This window comes from Ruegeria sp. BHSB056 (assembly GCF_059613305.1).
Map to the genome: position 1 here is coordinate 1 of NZ_JBXWSG010000148.1, position 4,197 is coordinate 4,197.

Sequence of the window (4,197 nt, forward strand, 5' to 3'; positions counted from 1 at the left end):
AACCGTTGTTTTTGTGATGAACCACAGAAGCAATATGGACTACGTGTTGGTTACATATCTGGCGGCCCCGCATTCTGCTTTGTCCTATGCAGTAGGGGAATGGGCGCGGGTTTGGCCGCTGAGCCGGTTGATCCGGGCAATGGGGGCTTACTTTATCCGGCGCAAGTCGGGTAGCGAGCTCTACCGGCAGGTTCTGTCCACCTATGTGCGCCATGCGACCGAAGCCGGTGTGACGCAAGCCATGTTTCCAGAAGGTGGCTTAAGCCTGACAGGAGCGCTGGCCCGCCCAAAGCTTGGATTGCTCAAGTACATAATGGATGGGACGACGTCGCAGGGGCGTGATGTCGTATTTGTTCCCGTCGCTTTGAATTATGACCGTGTGCTTGAAGACACTATTCTTACCCGTGCGGCACTGGGAAAAGAGCGTCGTTTTCGGGCGCGGATCGGGGTCATCGCGCGATGGATTTTCAAGCAGTTCTGGCGGCGAGTGATCGGACGCTACAAGCGGTTTGGGCTGGCATCGGTCCGGTACGGAATGCCGATTTCCCTGAAAGAGTTCCGGGCCGAAGGCAGTGACGACATGATGACCGATCTGGCGCGCACATTGATGCAGCGTATCCAGAACGCGATCCCGTTGGTTCCGGCCCCTGCGGCCTGTTTGCTGATACGTGACAATGGGCCGATGGCGGAACAGGATCTGCGGTCCTGTATTCAGACGATGATGGAATGCGACGGTAGGCAGACCCAAGACAATGCGCCGGCCATATCAAGCGCTTTGGACCAGTTGATTGAACGACGGATTCTCAAGCGGCAGGGAAATATTCTTTCTGCATCTGGGCAACGCGGTGATCTGCTGGAGTATTATGCGGCATCTGTACCGGTTTCCGCGCACCCCTCAAATTCTGCGCCTGCAAAATAATTTCTGCAACCGCTGGGTCATAAAATTACAATTTTTCATCAAAACAGGTTGCAATATTTCGCAGTGGCCAATATTTCATCTGATAAAGCACGCGATTCTGCGTCGCGGCAAAAGTATTGAAAAAGGAGGCCAGCATGGCTTTGGACACCGAAACCGGTATCGCGTCGTATGAGGCACCCGAAAAAGACCTCTATGAAATGGGTGAGATCCCTCCAATGGGATATGTCCCGAAACAAATGTACGCTTGGGCCATCCGAAAGGAACGCCACGGCGAGCCAAATACTGCGATGCAGCAGGAAGTGGTCGATGTACCCACGCTGGACAGCAATGAGGTGCTTGTTCTGGTGATGGCGGCAGGTGTTAACTATAACGGTGTCTGGGCTGCTCTGGGCCAGCCGATCAGCCCCTTTGATGGCCACAAGGCGCCGTACCATATCGCGGGCTCTGATGCATCGGGTATCGTTTGGGCCGTTGGCGACAAGGTCAAGCGGTGGAAGGTTGGCGACGAAGTTGTCATCCACTGCAACCAGGACGATGGCGACGACGAGGAATGCAACGGCGGTGACCCGATGTATTCGACCAGTCAGCGGATCTGGGGTTATGAAACGCCTGATGGTTCGTTCAGCCAGTTCACGCGCGTTCAGGCTCAACAGTTGATGCCGCGCCCCAAGCACCTGACCTGGGAAGAAGCGGCGTGTTACACGCTCACACTCGCGACGGCATATCGTATGCTGTTTGGTCACGAACCGCACGACCTGAAACCGGGTCAGAACGTTCTGGTCTGGGGTGCCTCGGGCGGTCTGGGATCTTATGCAATCCAGTTGATCAACACAGCCGGGGCAAACGCGATCGGGGTGATCTCGGACGAAAGCAAGCGTGATTTCGTCATGGGCCTGGGAGCAAAAGGGGTTCTGAACCGCCGCGACTTTAATTGCTGGGGTCAACTGCCCACGGTCAATACGCCCGAATACGCCGAGTGGTTCAAAGAGGCCCGCAAGTTCGGCAAGGCAATCTGGGACATCACCGGCAAGGGCAACAATGTCGACATGGTGTTTGAGCATCCGGGCGAAAGCACCTTTCCGGTTTCGACCTTCGTGGTGAAAAAAGGCGGCATGGTTGTGATTTGTGCGGGGACGTCCGGGTTCAACTGCACATTTGATGTACGTTACATGTGGATGCACCAGAAACGCCTGCAGGGTTCGCATTTTGCCCATCTGAAACAGGCGGCGGCGGCGAATAAGCTGATGGTCGAGCGCCGCCTGGATCCCTGTATGTCCGAGGTGTTTGCCTGGAACGACCTACCGGAAGCACATATGAAAATGCTGCGGAATGAACACAAGCCGGGCAACATGTCTGTGCTTGTTCAGGCACCGCGTACCGGATTGCGCACCCTTGAGGAGGTTTTGGACGCAGGCTGATAAAGTTCAGGACCTTAGACAAAAACCACCCGCGAATCGCACTGTCAGTTCGCGGGTGGTTTGCTGTTTGCAGGCCTATTTCATGCTTTCAGATGCTTGCGATTTTTACCCCCGCTATTTTTGGGGAGTAGAAACCGGTGAATAGGTCGAAAAAGTTCATACATGTTATGGTTGTGTTAACGCTTCGTTAACTGTTTCAGAGAGACCCTGATGGCGCAAAATGAGTGGATATTGGACGTACTATCGGACCTCAACGCTTTCGCCGTTGCGAATGGGTTGAGCGCGCTTGCAGAACAGCTTAATGATACAAGGCTGATTGCCGCGGCCGAGATCGCGTCCCTGAAGAACGAGGCACGGGCGCCCGCGGATGGGAACGAAAACCGATTTGGGTCAAATCCTGCAGGATTTGGAAAACACCAGCACGCTTGAAGAGCTCAGCATCGTCGCCGAGTGTCTGCGAGACACTTTGAAGGTCGCACATCTGACATATCACTGGGTTGACGGCGCAGGGGACCAATACGGGTATACGACATACTCAGACGCCTGGGATGAACGATACAGGGAAAAAAACTATCATCGTATCGACCCTGTAATTCTGGGGTGTTTTCAGCGATTTCACCCGGTTGACTGGAAGTCGCTGGACTGGTCCAGCAAGGTGGCCAAATCATTCCTTCAGGATGCCCACGACCATGGGGTCGGCAATCAGGGTTACTCAATTCCGATTCGCGGTCCAAACGGCCAGTTCGCTCTTTTTACCGTTAACCATAGTTGCGACGATCAAACCTGGCAGACCTTCATCTCGACCTACGGGCGCGAGTTGATTCTTGTCGCGCACTACATCAACCGCAAAGCGCTGGAGTTTGAAAAGGACAGGCAACCGGATGCCACGCGCGGCCTGTCGCCCCGTGAAATCGACGCCATTACCCTATTGGCACTGGGTTACAGCCGTGCTCAGGTGGCGCATTCCTTGTCGATTTCCGAACACACGCTACGCGTCTACATTGAAAGCGCCCGATCGAAACTCGGAGCCCTTAACACGACCCACGCAATCGCAACGGCACTCAGCCGGGGATTAATAGTGGTTTAAGGGCAGGGCATACTCAAAACGCAATATTAACCACGACTCTGTACCCCCTTCGTTCCTGCACAGGACGACAAGGGGAAAAGTCATGTTGCGTTATCTATATGCCGATGAGTTACACAGATTTCCGACTCTGGCTGAGGGGATGTTCAAGGATCGCGCAGATCAGTTCAAAACCCGGTTGGGGTGGGACGTCCACGTCAACAAAAAAGGAGAAGAGCGGGATGAGTACGATGACCTCAACCCGCTATATGTCATCTGGGAAGAACCGGATGGCAGCCATGGCGGGTCGATGCGTGTATTGCCGACAACCGGCCGGGTAATGATCAATGAGGTGTTTGGGCATCTCAACGGTGGCAAGCCGATTTGCAGCCCGCTGATCTGGGAGGTGACCCGGTTCTGCCTGTCCCGCACAGCCAGCCCGCACACTGCCGGGGCCATAATGCTAAGCGGGGGCGAGATGATGGAAGGCTTTGGCCTGACGCATATTGCCGGTGTTTTTGATGCCCGTATGATCCGGATCTATCGTCTGATCGGGTCGTCCCCCGAGGTTCTTGGAACCCAAGGCAAAGGGCGTGACCAGATCTCGGTTGGGTTGTGGCCCTATTCAGCGGATGATTGCAACCGCGTGGCTGAACGGGCAGGCATTCCGCGTGAGCTTTCGCGCATGTGGTTCAGGGCGGCTTTCGGGCGATCCAAACTGCACCGATTTGCCTTGTCTGCCTAAGGGCCGGAAAACGCAATTCCGCATCTGGTGATGGTTGGCGCGGCCCTGTAGG

Annotated in this window: 4 protein-coding genes; all 4 read left to right on the forward strand. The window is 55.0% G+C overall.

Features of this window, described 5'->3' with window-relative positions; translation table 11 throughout:
- Positions 1-919, forward strand: a 919-nt coding sequence (locus tag AC2FND_RS19615) for a 1-acyl-sn-glycerol-3-phosphate acyltransferase (protein WP_496771394.1), incomplete at its 5' end; no start/stop codon positions are given.
- A 134-nt stretch (positions 920-1,053) separates the two neighbouring features.
- Positions 1,054-2,337, forward strand: coding sequence for a crotonyl-CoA carboxylase/reductase (gene ccrA, locus AC2FND_RS19620; RefSeq protein ID WP_209506493.1), 1,284 nt, complete (start codon positions 1,054-1,056; stop codon positions 2,335-2,337).
- Between the two features lie 367 nt (positions 2,338-2,704).
- On the forward strand, positions 2,705-3,424 hold the full coding sequence (locus AC2FND_RS19625) for a helix-turn-helix transcriptional regulator (RefSeq protein WP_209506490.1): 720 nt from the start codon (positions 2,705-2,707) through the stop codon (positions 3,422-3,424).
- An 82-nt stretch (positions 3,425-3,506) separates the two neighbouring features.
- Positions 3,507-4,145, forward strand: a complete 639-nt coding sequence (locus tag AC2FND_RS19630) for an acyl-homoserine-lactone synthase (protein WP_496771395.1) — start codon at positions 3,507-3,509, stop codon at positions 4,143-4,145.
- Positions 4,146-4,197 lie beyond the last annotated feature (52 nt).